Genomic DNA, 14,411 nt, shown 5'->3' on the forward strand with positions numbered 1-14,411 from the left:
GAACTTGTCGAAGGTGAGCGAGCCCTAGGTGTCGTCGCGCTGCATCGTGGCCCACAGTCCCGCCGCGTGCAGACGCCGAACATCGGCTTCCATCTTGTCGCGCGAACCACTGGACACGACGGCCTTGCCCTCCGAATGCACCTTCATCATCAAATCGGTGGCCTTGGCCTTGCTGTACCCGAACAGTTTCTGGAACACGTAGGTCACGTAGTGCATCAGATTGACCGGATCGTCCCAGACGATCGTCACCCAAGGCCTGTCAACAGCTTCGATGATTGCAACAGCCTCCGACTGCTCCGGGACCGCGCGCGGCGCAGAGGCAGTTGTGGAAACAGTCGCAGAGCCGAAAACCATGTCTCCAGGGTACGGCGCGATCCGAGGTGACAACACCCACCCTCGTGGTCTCCCGCCTAGAGTTATGTGCGTGCCTACGCAAATCTCCGACACCCGTGACGCCGCCGCGAGTACCGCTCTGCTCACCGACCAGTACGAGCTCACCATGCTCTCTGCCGCGCTTGCCGACGGATCTGCTTTCCGTACCTGCAGTTTCGAAGTATTCGCGCGCAGACTTCCCGAGGGGAGGCGTTACGGAATCGTCGCCGGCACGGAGCGATTGCTCGACGCTCTCGAGCACTTCCGTTTCGGGGAACCCGAACTGGCGATCGTCTCGAAGTTCCTGGACGACACCACCGTCGAGTGGCTGCGCAATTACCGGTTCTCCGGCGACATCGACGGTTACCGCGAAGGCGACTTCTACTTTCCCGGCTCGCCGATCCTCTCCGTCCGCGGATCGTTTGCCGAATGCGTGTTGCTCGAGACACTGGCCCTCTCGATCCTCAACCACGACAGCGCGATTGCGTCGGCTGCGGCCCGCATGGTCAGTGCCGCAGACGGTCGAAGGCTCATCGAAATGGGCTCACGCCGGACCCATGAGCAAGCCGCAGTCGCGTCGTCCCGCGCCGCGTACCTCGCCGGATTCGACGCCACGTCCAATCTCGAAGCTGTCCGCCGCCACGACGTTCCCGGCGCGGGTACCAGCGCCCACGCCTTCACCCTCCTGCACACCACCGACAACGGAACCGACGAGGCCGCGGCCTTCCGCGCGCAGGTCGACGTACTCGGTGTCTCGACCACATTGCTGGTCGACACCTACGACATCACCGAAGGCGTGAAAACCGCTATCGCCGTAGCCGGAACCGAGCTTGGCGGGGTGCGTATCGACTCCGGAGAGCTCGGGGTGGTCACCCGCCAGGTGCGTCGACAACTCGACGACCTCGGCGCCACCAAGACCCGCATCGTGGTCTCCGGCGACCTCGACGAATATGCCATCGCAGCGCTGCGCGCCGAACCCGTCGACACCTACGGCGTCGGCACGTCCCTCGTCATCGGCTCCGGCGCTCCGACGGCCGGCATGGTCTACAAACTTGTCGAGGTGGACGGAATTCCCGTCGAGAAGCGCAGTACCAACAAAGCGTCGCGCGGCGGAGCGAAGAAAGCACTGCGCATCGCTCGCCAGACCGGAACACTGGTCGAGGAAGTGATCTATCCCGCCGACGCGCCCTCGCCGATCGCCGCCGCGGACGGCGCGACCGAGCTGATGATTCCGTTGGTACGCGGCGGCAAGACCGTCGACGGCGTCCCCACATTGGAAGAGAGCCGAGCAGTCGTGAAAGCCGGGCTGCTCAGCCTCCCGTGGGAGGGCCTCAAGCTCTCACGCGGAGATTCCGCGGTACCGGTCCGATTTGTCGGTGGAGGTCACTGATGACTGCACGTGCATTGATCGTGGTGGACGTCCAGAACGACTTCTGTGAGGGCGGCGCCCTAGCCGTCGACGGCGGCGCTGCCGTAGCTGCGGCGATCAACACCTTCGTCGACTCTCACGAGTACGACGCCGTCGCAGCGACCCGCGATTTCCACATCGATCCCGGTGCTCACTTCTCGGAAAACCCCGATTACGTCGACACGTGGCCGGTGCACTGTGTGGTCGGAACTTCAGGCGCCGACTTCCACCCGGCTTTCGATGCATCGATCGCCGGATCTGCCGTGTTCTCCAAGGGTGCGTACAGCGCCGCGTACTCCGGGTTCGAAGGGTTTTCCGAGGACGGCACGACCCTCGAGGAGTGGTTGCGGGCACACGACATCACCGACGTCGACGTCATCGGCATTGCCACCGATCACTGCGTGAGGGCCACGGCACTCGACGCGGTCCGCGCCGGCTTTGCCACCACAGTCCTCCTGCCACTCACTGCAGGTGTGGCAACCGCCACGATCGAAGCGGCTTTGACGCAGATGCGCGAGCACGGAGTGCAGCTCAGCGGCCGTGACGAACATGCGCCTTCGAGTGGCGTCGATATTTCTGACGTAGGTATCCACTAACCTGCTTCAGTGGCCGATGAACTTCCGAATGTCCCCGAACTGCTTCGCACGGCGGTGCAGGCGCTGGGCGGTGCCGAGCGGACCAGCCAGCTCACGATGGCGTCGGCGGTAGCGCATTCGATCGATACCGGTGAGCATCTTGCCGTCCAGGCCGGCACCGGTACGGGTAAGTCGCTGGCCTATCTGGTGCCGAGCCTGCGTCATGCCGTCGAGTCCGGTCGCACCGTCGTCGTGTCGACGGCCACCATCGCCCTGCAGCGGCAGCTGGTCGATCGTGATCTCCCCCGCCTGGCCGATGCACTGAAGAAGCCTCTCGGGCGTCGCGCGGAATTCGCAATCCTCAAGGGCCGCAACAACTACCTGTGCATGAACAAGATCCACACCGGCGCCTCCGAGCAGCCACCGGAGGACGAACTGTTCGATCCGTTCACAGTCTCCCGGCTGGGCCGTGAAGTGGTGCGCTTGACCGAGTGGTCCTCGGACACCGACACGGGCGACCGCGACGAACTGGTGCCAGGCGTGTCCGATCAGGCGTGGCGGCAGGTCAGCGTGACGTCCCGCGAGTGCATCGGAAAGAACCAGTGCCCGGTCGGCGAGGACTGCTTTGCCGAACGCGCCCGCGTCGAGGCGTCGAAAGCGGACGTCGTCGTGACCAACCACGCCCTACTCGCGATCGACGCCATTACAGGCATCCAGATTCTGCCCGAGCACGACGTCGTTGTCATCGACGAAGCCCACGAATTGGTCGACCGCGTGACCGGGGTCGCGACGGACGAGCTCACCGCGGCCGCCATCAGCGCAGCCGCTCGTCGCTGCGGCAAGATCGTCGAAGAACAGGACGCCGATCGTCTCGAGGCCGCCGGCGAAGGCTGGGCCGGACTCCTCGAAGAACTTCGCCCCGGACGCTGGGACGGGCTTCCCGACGGCGCTGCTCCCGCGCTCGCAGCCATCCGCGATGCCGCGTGGGCCCTGCGCACAGCCATCGGCCCGGCCAAGCCCGGCATGATGGCAGCCGATCCCGAAGCCGCGGCCGCCCGCAATGCGGCACTCTCCTCGGTGGAAGACATTCACGACAGCGCCGTACGAGTCCTCACTGCTTTCGACGAACCAGATCCCGCCCAGCGCAAAGATGTGGTCTGGCTCTCGTCCGACGAGTTCCGCGGATCGGTCCGCCGCTCCGTCCGGATGGCCCCACTGTCCGTCGGCGGTTTGCTGCGCTCACGCCTGTTCGCGGAATCCACTGTGGTGTTGACGTCCGCAACACTCACCGTCGGAGGTTCCTTCGACGGTCTTGCGATCAACTGGGGACTACCCGCGCAGTCGTCGGTTCGCCCCGATTCCGGAACTGCGATCGGAAGCGAAGCTCCTTCCGATGCCAACGCATTTCGTTGGAACTCGGTCGACGTCGGATCGCCGTTCGACCATGCGAAAGCCGGAATCATCTACATTGCCCGCCACCTGCCCACACCCGGCCGGGACGGCTTGTCCCCGGTCTACCTCGACGAAATCGCCGAACTCGTCGAGGCTGCGGGTGGGCGCACCCTCGGACTGTTCTCGTCGATGCGCGCCGCCAAAGCCGCATCCGAAGCCATGCGTGATCGCCTCGACACACCGATCCTGTGCCAGGGCGACGACGCCACCGGCACCCTCGTCAAGGCCTTCGCCAAAGATGAACCCACATCACTGTTCGGGACACTGTCCCTATGGCAAGGCGTCGACGTTCCCGGCCCGTCGCTGTCCCTGGTGATCTTGGACCGCATTCCATTTCCGCGGCCGGACGATCCGCTGCTGATGGCTCGTCAACAGGCCATCGAGGCACACGGCGGAAACGGCTTCCTCAGCGTCTCGGCCAACCATGCAGCGCTGCTCCTCGCCCAGGGAGTGGGCAGACTGTTGCGTAGCGTCGACGACAAAGGTGTTGTGGCCGTACTGGATCCGCGTCTTGCAACGGCCCGGTATGCCGGATACCTGCGGGCGTCATTGCCACCGTTCTGGGAGACGACCAAGCCCGAGGTCGTCCGCAAAGCGCTGACCCGGATCCGCGATTCGCGGCCCTGACGCACTTCTGCCCCGGACCTTGTCGACAAGGTCCGGGGCAGAAAGTGGGTTTACACAGCCGGGGTCGTGACCAATCCCAGCTCTGATGCGTTCACCAGCAGACGGTGATGCGGAAGAACCCGAACCGTGTAGCCGACCGATCCCGAAACCGGAAGCGCTACTTCGGCTTCGAAGATCTCGATGCCGTCCTCCGAACCGAAATGTGTCATCGGGAAGGTGACCACATCGGTCAGTTCCTCACCCGGAGTGACGCGTCCGATGACGGCCTGCACCTCGACGTCTGTCACCGACAAATCACCGAGACGAACCTGCGCCTTCAGCGAGAGGGTCGCACCGATTTCCGGGGTATCCGGCAACCCGGAACCGTCAACCTGCACAACGCTCACGGACGGCCACTGCGATTCGATCCGCCGACGGAACTCGGCAACCTCACGCGCTCCGGCGTAGTTGTCCGCCACCACAGCCCGAGCAGATTCTGCCGACGGCGCGTAGTACTGCACTGCGTAGTCACGAACCATGCGTGACGCCAACACCTTCGGGCCCAGATTCTCGAGTGTGTGGCGAACCTTCTCGACCCACCGCGTCGGCAGGTCGGCAGCGTCACGGTCGTAGAACGTGGGCAGCACCGCGTGTTCGAGCAATTCGTAGAGCGCGCTCGCTTCGAGATCGTCACGGCGAACGTCGTCGAGGACGCCGTCGGCGGTCGGGATTGCCCAGCCGTTCTCACCGTCGTACATCTCGTCCCACCATCCGTCACGGATGGAGAGGTTGAGTCCACCGTTCAGTGCAGACTTCATACCGGAAGTTCCACACGCCTCGAGCGGGCGCAGCGGATTGTTCAGCCACACATCGCAACCCCAGTACAGGTAGCGGGCCATCGACATGTCGTAATCCGGCAGGAAGACGATGCGATGACGGACATCCGCCTCGTCGGCGAACCGCACCACCTGCTGAATGAGCGCCTTGCCACCGTCGTCGGCGGGATGCGACTTTCCGGCCACCACCAACTGCACTGGCCGCTTTTCGTCGAGGAGCATCGCGCGCAGTCGATCGGGGTCGCGCAGCATCAGGGTGAGTCGCTTGTACGTCGGCACGCGCCTGGCAAACCCGACAGTCAACACATTCGGGTCGAAAACTCCACTGGTCCAACCCAGTTCGGCTTCGGTGGCGCCGCGCTCGAGCCACGACGCCTTCACACGTCGACGCACTTCGTTGACGAGTTTGCCGCGCAAGTCGTTGCGCGTTTCCCAGAGTTCGGTGGCGGACAGCTCGTGCAAGCGCTCCCAGCCGCGCGATTCCTCGAGCTGCTCCTGTCCGACGATCCGGCGGGCGACGTTCATCCATTCCGGCGCCGCCCAGGTGGGCGCATGGACACCGTTGGTCACCGAGCCGATCGGAACCTCGTCAGCATCGAATCCCGGCCAGAGACCGTTGAACATGTCGCGACTGACGATGCCGTGCAGCTTCGACACACCGTTGGCACGCTGGCCGAGTCGAAGGCCCATGTGCGCCATGTTGAAGATCGACGGATCCGATTCGCGGCCCATCCCGACGATGCGATCGACCGTCAGGCCGGGAAGAAGCGTCGATTCGTTCTCGCCGTTGGAACCGCCGAAGTAGTGGCGAACCAGATCTGCCGGGAAGCGGTCGATTCCGGCGGGCACCGGAGTGTGGGTCGTGAAAACGGTACCGGCGCGTACAGCCGCCAACGCCGAATCGAAATCCAGCCCGCTGGTGGTGACAAGTTCACGAATTCGTTCGATACCGAGGAAACCGGCGTGGCCCTCGTTCATGTGGAACACCTCGGGATCGGGCAATCCGTATGCCGCGGTGTACGCCCGAACTGCACGTACGCCACCGATACCCGCAAGGATTTCCTGCTTGATGCGGTGATCCTGATCGCCGCCGTACAGACGGTCGGTCACGCCCCGGAGATCGGGATCGTTCTCAGCGATGTCCGAATCGAGGAGAAGCAGGGGCACCCGGCCGACCTGCGCGATCCACACCCGCGACCGGAGAACTCGCCCACCGGGCATCGCAACGTGGATCACTACCGGCGATCCGTCGTCGGACGACGGGCCGGCATCCGTCAGCAAACGCAGGGGCAACCCCTGCGGATCGTGGGGTGGGTAGTGCTCGGCCTGCCACCCGTCGGCTGTCAGGGACTGGCGGAAGTAGCCGGATCGATAGAGCAGTCCGACACCGATCAGCGGAAGTCCCAGATCCGATGCGGCCTTGAGATGATCGCCGGCCAGAATTCCCAGGCCACCCGAGTAGTTCGGCAGGACTTCGCTGACGCCGAATTCCATGGAGAAGTACGCAATTCCCCCAGCCAGCGACACCCCCTTTGCCTGCTGCGACTGGTACCAGCGCGGAGTGCTCAGGTAGCTGTCGAGATCGGCGGCTGCGGTGTCGAGGTCAGCGAGGAAGTCGTCGTCGCTGCTGAGCTCGTCGAGTCGGGCGGGATCGACCTCTCCGAGCATTCGAACCGGATCGAACTGAACTGCTTGCCAGAGTTCAGGGTCCAGGCGCGAGAACAGATCCTGAGTCTCGGGATGCCAGGACCAACGCAAGTTGGTGGACAAGGGGCCGAGCGCTGCAAGGCGCTCCGGAAGGTGGGCTCGGACAGTGAACCGACGCAAGGCTTTCACCCCGCGAACCCTAGTCGAGTTGAACCACCGTGTCCGCTGGAGCGACGACAAGGCGCTGTACCCACTACGGTTGAACTCGGCCACACCAGTAACACTCCACCATCAGAAATGGAGCTTCCCGTGACAGGACGCCTCGGTATCGACGACGTGGTACCCGCGATCTCGGGTAACTATCCAGCCAAGGCCGTAGTGGGTGAAGTGTTTCCCGTACACGCCACGGTATGGCGAGAGGGCCACGACGCAGTTGCAGCCACCCTCACCGTGCGCGGACCCCGCGGAACCAAACCGATACGCATCCAGATGGACCCGGGCAGCGAACCGGACACCGTCGACGCTGTATTCGTTCCGTCCACCGAGGGACTCTGGACGTTCCGGATCGAAGCGTGGAGTGATCCCGTCGCAACCTGGAAGCACGCCGTCGAAGCCAAACTGTCCGTCGGGCAAGGCCCGGCAGAGCTAGCCAACGACCTCGAGATCGGCGCGCGACTCTTCGAGCGCGCCGCCCAGGAACAGCCCCGCGCCAACCGCTCGAAGTTGGAGGCGGTGACGGCGTCGCTGCGCAGCACCGCGCCGGTGACAGCCCGGGTCGCCCCGGCATTTGCGTCGGACGTCGCCGAGTTGCTCCGCGCGCATCCCCTGCGCGAGTTGGTCACCAAGGGCGAACCGCACAACGTGCTGGTCGACCGCAACCGAGCACTGTTCGGTTCGTGGTACGAGTTCTTCCCCCGCTCCACCGGTGGCTGGGACGAGAACGGGGTGCCGAAGCACGGCACGTTCAAGACCGCGTCCGAGGATCTACCACGCATTGCCGCAATGGGTTTCGATGTTGTCTACCTGCCGCCGATTCACCCGATCGGTGAGATCAATCGCAAGGGCCGCAACAACACGCTCACTCCCGAACCCGGGGATGTCGGATCGCCATGGGCCATCGGCTCCGCCGAAGGTGGGCACGACGCAGTCCATCCGGAACTCGGAACGCTCAAGGATTTCAAGGCGTTCGTGTCGCGGGCACGCAAACTCGACCTCGAAGTGGCACTCGACCTCGCACTGCAATGTGCACCCGATCATCCTTGGGCAGCAAAGCATCCCGAGTGGTTCACTGTTCTGCCCGACGGCACCATCGCCTACGCGGAGAACCCGCCGAAGAAGTACCAGGACATCTATCCGATCAACTTCGACATCGACCCGGACGGGTTGGACAAGGAAATCCTGCGCGTCGTTCGCCACTGGATCAACGCGGGGGTCAAGATCTTTCGCGTCGACAACCCCCACACCAAGCCGCCCAACTTCTGGGAAAAGCTGATCTCCGAAGTCAAGAAATCCGATCCGGACGTTCTCTTCCTGGCCGAGGCGTTCACCCGGCCTGCCCGCATGTACGGCCTGGCCCGACGCGGCTTCACACAGTCGTACACGTACTTCACGTGGCGCGTCGCAAAGTGGGAACTGACGGAATTCGGCAACGAACTCGCAGCCAAAGCCGACGAGGCGCGCCCCAATCTCTTCGTGAACACCCCGGACATCCTGCACGAGTCGCTACAGCACGGCGGACCCGGAATGTTCGCGCTGCGGGCAGCTCTCGCCGCAACACTCGCACCGACGTGGGGCGTCTACTCGGGGTACGAACTCTACGAGCACCAGGCGGTGCGTCCCGGTAGCGAAGAGTATCTGGACTCGGAGAAGTACGAACTACGTCCGCGCCGGTTCGCGGAAGCCGCTGCGCGCGGCGAATCCCTCGAACCCTGGATCACCACGCTGAACCGCATCCGCCGCGCGCACCCCGCTCTGCAACAACTCCGCAACCTGCATTTCCACCACATCGACAATGACGCGATCATCGCCTACTCGAAGTTCGATCCGATCACCGGCGACGCCGTACTCACCGTCATCAACCTCAATCCGTTTGCCGCGGAAGAGGGAACGATCTGGCTGGACATGCCGGCACTCGGGCGCGAATGGCACGACCACATGAGCGTGCTCGACGAAGTGAGCGGCGAGCAATATCAGTGGGGCCAAGCAAATTTCGTTCGCCTAGAGCCATGGCGGTCCGTCGCCCACATTCTTGCGCTACCGCCAGTTCCCTACCCCGCCAGAACTTCCCTGGCATACCGCGGAGGTAAATGATGGTCGCCGAACTGCCTGCCGGGGTTGCTCCGGCACCCCACGATCTGGAATTGCTTGCCCGCGGCGAACACCACGATCCGCACAGCGTCCTCGGCGCGCACGCACACCCCGACGGAACAGTGCTGCGTACCCTTCGGCCACACGCCGAGTCGGTCGACGCCGTCATCGGCGGAAAGGCCTTTCCCCTCCACCACATTTCGGGTGGGGTCTTCGCCGCACTGGTCCCCTACCCGGAACTCATGGACTACCGGTACTCGGTCACCTACCCGGGTGGGCATACCGTCGTCGTCGCCGATCCGTACCGATTCCTCCCCACACTCGGCGAACTTGATCTCCATCTCTTCGGTGAGGGTCGGCACGAACGCCTGTGGGATATTCTCGGCGCCCACCCGCGCAGCTACGAAACGCCGGACGGAGTAGTCGAGGGAACCTCGTTTGCGGTGTGGGCGCCCGCCGCCCGGGGAGTCACCGTCATCGGCGACTTCGACGGCTGGGGTGGGCAATTCGCGCCCATGCGCGTCCTCGGTTCGACAGGAGTCTGGGAACTGTTCCTGCCCGGAATCACAGCAGGTGAACTGTACAAGTTCCGCGTCCACGGGCGAGACGGTTCGGTAGCGGACAAGGCCGACCCGATGGCCTTCGCCACCGAGGTACCGCCGGCGACGGCGTCACGCGTGAGTACCAGTTCCCACATCTGGCACGACGCCGACTGGCTCGAGGCCCGCGCGCACGTCGACCCAGCGCAGTCACCGATGAGTGTGTACGAAGTGCATCTCGGATCCTGGCGCCCTGGCCTCGACTACCGGCAGATGGCCGAGCAACTCGCGCAGTACGTCACCGAAACCGGGTTCACACACGTCGAATTGCTCCCAGTCGCCGAGCACCCGTTCGGCGGATCCTGGGGATATCAGGTCACGTCGTACTACGCTCCGACGGCACGATTCGGGACACCCGACGATTTCCGCTGGTTTGTCGATCACCTCCATGCCGCCGGCATCGGTGTCCTCGTCGACTGGGTTCCCGCTCACTTCCCCAAGGACGAGTGGGCACTGGCCCGCTTCGACGGCACACCGCTCTACGAACATGCCGATCCGCAGCGCGGCGAGCAGTTGGACTGGGGTACATACGTATTCGACTTCGGTCGACGCGAGGTCCGCAACTTCCTCGTCGCCAACGCGCTGTTCTGGCTCGACGAATTCCACATCGACGGCCTACGCGTCGATGCTGTCGCATCGATGCTCTACCTGGATTACTCCCGCCCGGAAGGTGGCTGGACCCCCAACATTCACGGCGGCCGCGAGAACCTGGAAGCAGTTGCGTTCCTTCAGGAGATGAATGCCACCGTCCACAAGAAACACCGCGGCGTTGTCACCATTGCCGAGGAATCAACCGCGTGGCCTGGAGTCACCCGCGCGACCAATGTGGGCGGCCTCGGATTCAACATGAAATGGAACATGGGGTGGATGCACGACACCCTGGGATTCCTGGGCCGCGACCCCGTCCACCGCACGTACCACCATCACGAGATCACCTTCTCGCTGATGTACGCGTGGAGCGAGAACTACCTACTGCCCATCAGCCACGACGAGGTCGTCCACGGCAAGGGAACCTTGTGGACACGTATGCCCGGCAACGATTTCGCGAAAGCCGCGGGCCTTCGCGCTCTCCTCGCCTACATGTGGGCGCACCCGGGTAAGCAGCTTCTGTTCATGGGCCAGGAGTTCGGCCAGACGGCCGAGTGGTCCGAAGAACGAGGCCTCGACTGGTGGCAACTCGACGACCCGAACACCGGCAATCTCCACCGCGGCGCGATGCAGCTGGTCAGCGATCTCAACTCTGCATACCGCCGGCATCCGGCAATGTGGACCCTGGACACCTCGCCTGGCGGGTATTCGTGGATCGACGCCAACGACACCGAGAACAACGTCCTGAGTTTTCTGCGTTACGGTACTGACGGCTCGATTGTCGCCTGCCTCTTCAACTTCTCGGGCAGCGAACACTCGAGCTACCGCGTCGGGCTACCGGAGCCCGGCCGATGGGTCGAAATCCTCAACACCGATGCGCAGGCGTACGGCGGCTCGGGGGTGGGCAACCTCGGTGCGGTCACAGCGACGTCGCAGTCGTGGCACGGTCGGCCGGCGTCAGCTCAGGTCGCACTTCCCGCCAACGGTGCGATATGGATCAGTCTGGAGCGTTGATGGTGGGCCGGCGAGCAGCACTAGTCACTTCGTCGTTGTTGGCAACTGCTGCCGTGTTGTCCGGCTGTTCGCAGACCTCCAGTGGCCAGGCCGTCTCGATCTACCACGACCCCTTCCGCGTTGCCGGCCTCGACGCGTCGTCCGGTCCTAGTGGCCTGCGACCCGGTGCGCCCGACGCCGAACGCGACATCGTCGGCACCGACGGCGGTTCCATCGACGCACTCGCCGCCAACGCGATCACCGACATCGAAACCTTTTGGAACACGCAGTATCCGACACTGTTCAACGAACCGTTCCAACCCGTCGACACGCTGATCTCGTGGGATCCCACCGAATCGAACGGCCCGGACTTCTGCGAGGAGACCACAGAAGACCTCATCAACGCCGGCTACTGCAGCCTCGACCACACCATCGGGTGGGATCGCGAACTTCTCCTTCCCGAGGTGCAGGAAAAGTTCGGGGACGTCGCCGTCGCGTTCATCTTCGCGCACGAGTACGGCCATGCCGTCCAGCGCAAAGCCGGAATCGTCAAAGGTGGGTCCGAATCGGCCCTGGTGCGTGAACAGCAGGCCGACTGCTTCGGTGGCGCGTTCCTGCGGCACGTTGCCGAGGACAAGGCAGCACACTTCACCATGAACACATCCGACGGCCTGAACAAGGTGCTCGCCTCTGCGGTCGCTATCCGTGACGACGATCCCAACGATCCCGACTCACACCACGGTTCCGCGTTCGAACGCGTCACCGCAACACAGATCGGGTTCACCGACGGCGCGTCCGCCTGCACGCGTATCGACCAGGAAGAAATCGAATCCCGGCGGGCTGAACTGCCCCAGCAATTCGACTCCGAAGGCGATTCAGGAGAACTTCCCGTCACCGAGGAAACGCTGCAGGAGTTCCTCACGACATTCCAGTCGGTCTTCGAATTGGAGAATCCGCCGACAGTCACATTCACCGGCGCGGACACCGGATGCGCCGACGCCGTCGCTACCGAACCGGTCTCGTTCTGCCCCTCGACCAACACCATCGGCATCAATGTCGACGAGTTGGCGGAACGCGGAACACCGGGACGGGTCGGTCGACGCGAATTGATGCAGACCGACATCACCGGCGACTACAACGCATACGTACTGCTCGCGTCGCGGTACACCCTCGCGATGCAGCAGCAACGTGGTCAGGCACTCGACACACCACAGACCGCGCTGCGGGCGGCGTGCTTGGCCGGAGTGATCACAGCCGCACTGAGCCCCTCCAATGCAGCCGAGTCCGGAGCACAGGTCACCCTGTCGCCCGGCGACCTCGACGAGGCCGTCTCCGGCTTGTTGACGGACGGGTTGGCTGCCAGTGACGTCAACGGCGACACCGTCCCGAGCGGCTTCGCCCGGGTCGACGCCTTCCGTACCGGTGTGTTGGGTGGGCAGGTGTCCTGCGACAGCCGCTATACGGAGTAGCGGCTGTCTCGAGAGACCTAGTAGAGCGCTGCCGCCAGTTTGCGGCGGGCGGCCATCACCATGGGCTCGGCGGGATCGAACAATTCGAAGAGTTCGAGCAGACGCGTCCGCGCCGCGGCCTTGTCGTCTCCTGCACTCCGTGACACGACGCCGATGAGGCGAGCAAAAGCTGCTTCCGGTTGCTGGCCGGCCATCTCCAGGTCCGCTGCCGCGAACTGCAGTTCGGCATTCGACGGATCTGCGTCGGCCGCCGCCACGGCGTCGGGTTCGGTGTTCTGGGCACGCGCCATGAACTTGACCTGGCGAACAGCGTTGAGGGCCTCGGCGTTGGTCGGCTCGGCGTCGAGAATCACCTGGTATGCCGCAATGGCACCGTCGAGATCACCGGCGTCGAGGGCGGTTTCGGCAGCAACGAATCGTGGATCTTCCACTTCTGGTTCGTCGCGCTCAGCAGTCGGAACGGGACCGCTGAGCTTTCCGGCGGTAGCTTGCAGAACGGCGGCAAACCACTGAGTCAACTGCTCTTCGGGCTGTGCACCCTGGAAATCTGCCAACGGCTGACCGGCGGCAACGGCAACAACCGTCGGCACCGACTGGATTCCGAAGGCCTGCGCGATCTGGGGGCTGACATCGACGTCGACGTTCGCAAGAATCCACTGACCACCTGCCTGCGCGGCCAAGCGCTCCAGCACCTCGGTGAAGACGACAGACGGCTCGTACGCGCGCCCACCGAGGTTGACGATCACGGGCACCTGGCTCGACTTGACCAGAACTTCGGCCTCGAAGTTCGCTTCCGTCACCTCGATGACAAAACCATTGGCAGCAGAAACGGCCCCATCGCCGCTGGGATTACGCGGAGGTGGGGCCGTGGCCCGCTCTTTGAGAGCGGACAAGTCGACTGCGCCGCTCATAGCGGCTGCAACTGCTGACGAACGCGCTGGGGGCCTGGATCCTGGTCGAGTCACAAGTCCCAGTTTGTCACGAGTTGCCGGAACCTTCGAAGAGGCCTACTTCACTTAAGCGAGCGCGGGGTCTGCAGCGGCTGTGTTCACCTTGGACAGTTCCGCCAACTTGCCTGTGCGCGCGGCCCACGCCTCGAAAACAATCGTGCCGAACGGCGGGATGCTGGCAAACAGTGCCCAGAACGTGGTGACCAGGTTCCACTTCAACTGCTTTGCAGTCCAGAGCGCAACCAGGATGTAGATGACGAACACAGCACCGTGGAAGGGACCGAAGATCTTGACGCCTGCCACCATTCCCTCTTCGGGGATGTACTTGAAGGCCATTCCGACCAACAGTCCGAGCCATGTGAAGGCCTCGAGGACGGCAATGAAACGGAACCGCTTTGCGGTGGTACTGAGATCGAAGACGTTCGCCATGAACCCCATTGTGCCCGAACAACTACGACGCCCCGTAGTGGTGTGAGGAATACCACGAGGCGTCGTAGAGCGAACTGAGGTGTTCAGGTGTATTTAGACTCTCAGGCCTTGGGTACGCGGACGATCAGTGCGTCGCCCTGCCCGCCGCCGCCGCACAGTGCGGCCGCGCCGATGCCGCCG

General features: G+C 63.8%; 10 protein-coding genes. 6 read left to right on the forward strand and 4 right to left on the reverse strand.

The window, feature by feature from the left end:
• Positions 1-24: 24 nt before the first annotated feature.
• The gene (clpS, locus tag EEB13_RS21070) at positions 25-354 is read right to left on the reverse strand and encodes an ATP-dependent Clp protease adapter ClpS (protein WP_033232727.1); all 330 of its coding nucleotides are present in this window, start codon (positions 352-354) and stop codon (positions 25-27) included.
• Between the two features lie 64 nt (positions 355-418).
• Here clpS and EEB13_RS21075 point away from each other — a divergent pair, with 64 nt between their 5' ends.
• From EEB13_RS21075 to EEB13_RS21085, 3 genes are read left to right on the forward strand one after another with little or no spacing between them, the layout of a single operon-like run.
• Complete coding sequence (locus EEB13_RS21075; RefSeq protein WP_141486168.1) at positions 419-1,762, forward strand: nicotinate phosphoribosyltransferase; 1,344 nt, start codon at positions 419-421, stop codon at positions 1,760-1,762.
• Positions 1,762-2,376, forward strand: a complete 615-nt coding sequence (locus EEB13_RS21080; RefSeq protein ID WP_045066890.1) for an isochorismatase family protein — start codon at positions 1,762-1,764, stop codon at positions 2,374-2,376. The genes EEB13_RS21075 and EEB13_RS21080 overlap by 1 nt, the downstream gene beginning before the upstream one ends.
• A gap of 9 nt (positions 2,377-2,385) precedes the next feature.
• The gene (locus tag EEB13_RS21085; protein ID WP_033232721.1) at positions 2,386-4,434 is read left to right on the forward strand and encodes an ATP-dependent DNA helicase; all 2,049 of its coding nucleotides are present in this window, start codon (positions 2,386-2,388) and stop codon (positions 4,432-4,434) included.
• 50 nt (positions 4,435-4,484) lie between these two features.
• On the opposite strand, the gene glgP is transcribed toward EEB13_RS21085, so the two are convergent.
• A complete protein-coding gene (glgP, locus tag EEB13_RS21090) occupies positions 4,485-7,085 on the reverse strand; it encodes an alpha-glucan family phosphorylase (protein WP_033232719.1) in 2,601 nt (866 codons plus the stop codon).
• A gap of 120 nt (positions 7,086-7,205) precedes the next feature.
• On the opposite strand from glgP, the gene EEB13_RS21095 reads away from it, so the two are divergent.
• From EEB13_RS21095 to EEB13_RS21105, 3 genes are read left to right on the forward strand one after another with little or no spacing between them, the layout of a single operon-like run.
• Entirely contained in the window at positions 7,206-9,206 is a 2,001-nt protein-coding gene (locus tag EEB13_RS21095; RefSeq protein ID WP_095887764.1) for a maltotransferase domain-containing protein, read from the forward strand.
• Positions 9,206-11,404 (forward strand): 1,4-alpha-glucan branching protein GlgB, encoded by a 2,199-nt coding sequence (gene glgB / locus EEB13_RS21100; RefSeq protein ID WP_410055774.1) that lies wholly within the window; start codon positions 9,206-9,208, stop codon positions 11,402-11,404. Before EEB13_RS21095 ends, glgB begins: the two co-directional genes overlap by 1 nt.
• The gene (locus tag EEB13_RS21105; RefSeq protein ID WP_045066887.1) at positions 11,404-12,852 is read left to right on the forward strand and encodes a neutral zinc metallopeptidase; all 1,449 of its coding nucleotides are present in this window, start codon (positions 11,404-11,406) and stop codon (positions 12,850-12,852) included. The genes glgB and EEB13_RS21105 overlap by 1 nt, the downstream gene beginning before the upstream one ends.
• Before the next feature lie 17 nt (positions 12,853-12,869).
• Here the strand turns inward: EEB13_RS21105 and EEB13_RS21110 are convergent, their stop codons facing one another.
• Together EEB13_RS21110 and EEB13_RS21115 are read right to left on the reverse strand one after the other, a co-directional pair.
• Positions 12,870-13,763 carry a tetratricopeptide repeat protein gene (locus EEB13_RS21110; protein ID WP_033232713.1) on the reverse strand — a complete coding sequence of 298 codons (894 nt, stop codon included), beginning with the start codon at positions 13,761-13,763 and terminating at the stop codon, positions 12,870-12,872.
• A 105-nt stretch (positions 13,764-13,868) separates the two neighbouring features.
• On the reverse strand, positions 13,869-14,231 hold the full coding sequence (locus tag EEB13_RS21115; protein WP_033233155.1) for a DUF3817 domain-containing protein: 363 nt from the start codon (positions 14,229-14,231) through the stop codon (positions 13,869-13,871).
• Positions 14,232-14,411: the final 180 nt, after the last annotated feature.

It is taken from the genome of Rhodococcus sp. WS3, from assembly GCF_003797085.1.
Lineage (GTDB): Bacteria > Actinomycetota > Actinomycetes > Mycobacteriales > Mycobacteriaceae > Rhodococcus_F > Rhodococcus_F globerula.

What these genes read in the sequence shown, in the direction of transcription:
- clpS (WP_033232727.1), bottom strand. Translation starts at nt 354, where the DNA reads ATGGTTTTCGGCTCTGCGACTGTTTCCACAACTGCCTCTGCGCCGCGC.
- EEB13_RS21075 (WP_141486168.1), top strand. Translation starts at nt 419, where the DNA reads ATGTGCGTGCCTACGCAAATCTCCGACACCCGTGACGCCGCCGCGAGT.
- EEB13_RS21080 (WP_045066890.1), top strand. Translation starts at nt 1,762, where the DNA reads ATGACTGCACGTGCATTGATCGTGGTGGACGTCCAGAACGACTTCTGT.
- glgB (WP_410055774.1), top strand. Translation starts at nt 9,206, where the DNA reads ATGGTCGCCGAACTGCCTGCCGGGGTTGCTCCGGCACCCCACGATCTG.
- EEB13_RS21105 (WP_045066887.1), top strand. Translation starts at nt 11,404, where the DNA reads ATGGTGGGCCGGCGAGCAGCACTAGTCACTTCGTCGTTGTTGGCAACT.
- EEB13_RS21110 (WP_033232713.1), bottom strand. Translation starts at nt 13,763, where the DNA reads ATGAGCGGCGCAGTCGACTTGTCCGCTCTCAAAGAGCGGGCCACGGCC.
- EEB13_RS21115 (WP_033233155.1), bottom strand. Translation starts at nt 14,231, where the DNA reads ATGGCGAACGTCTTCGATCTCAGTACCACCGCAAAGCGGTTCCGTTTC.